Annotated in this window: 1 rRNA gene and 1 pseudogene; both read right to left on the reverse strand. The window is 52.8% G+C overall.

The features are described 5' to 3' along the window. Positions 1-346, reverse strand: a pseudogene (locus tag HMPREF2698_RS13530) (hypothetical protein); the annotation flags it as partial. A gap of 383 nt (positions 347-729) precedes the next feature. Next, a 5S ribosomal RNA gene (rrf, locus tag HMPREF2698_RS07960) occupies positions 730-848 on the reverse strand. Positions 849-905 lie beyond the last annotated feature (57 nt).

Consider the following 905-nt stretch of genomic DNA (forward strand, 5'->3'; position numbering starts at 1 on the left):
CCCCCGACGTGTCTACTTTCCGGGGGTCAGGCCCAACACCCACTGACGCGCGACAACACAACAACGCACCAAGAAGGAACGCAAGCAGCCACGAGATATCAAAGCCATTTAGCAGAAGAGCGAAGAGGAAAATGCAGGCCGAGGCCACGAGCATAATGACTAAGAACAGTAAACCGCCGCGCCCATCACGTACCTGCGGTATAGGCCTCTTCGACAAAAATGCATCGAGAAACCTGAAAGAGGAAGGATTGCCATTCTGTGTGCTGAAGCGCACGGACTTCAGGTCCTTGAGGAAGGCCGCGTTGTAGGAATGAGAGAACGTAGCTGACGTTTGGGTGAACCGCATCGCGTACTCCTTACTTTCCCGCCAAGGCACTGATATGAATGATTCTAATAAGCCGATACGCTCAAGGCGCGGTGCAAGAAGCACCTTCTCTACTGCATGAGCCTTTGGTCGAACGTCTCACTCCTCCATCTGAATGGATATATGCTCCGGAATCTTGAAGCTGGGCTAATGTGTTTGTGTGTGGCCATTAGTGCAGACCTGGAAGTGCATTCACGCAGGTCGCCGATCCTGGCCCCTTGGTGCTTGACGACGCCTACTTGCAGGTCTGTATTTTCAGGTCTGTACTTGTAGGCTGTATGGAAAAACGACGAGGAAGCCCGTCACCGTTGAGTGGTTGCTCTAGGTGACGGGCTTGGTGTATTGAGTTGTTTGTTGTTGTTTGGTGTCGGCGGTTTCTTACTCTCCCACAACCTCCCGGTTGCAGTACCATCAGCGTTAGCAGGCTTAGCTTCCGGGTTCGGAATGGGTACCGGGCGTTTCCCTGCTGCTATAGGCCACCGACAAACACACGGAGCAACTGTTTGTGTCTGGTTGCTGGTGTTGTGTCAGATACTGTGTA

This window comes from Corynebacterium sp. HMSC072A02, from assembly GCF_001810085.1.
Taxonomy (GTDB): Bacteria; Actinomycetota; Actinomycetes; order Mycobacteriales; family Mycobacteriaceae; genus Corynebacterium; species Corynebacterium hesseae.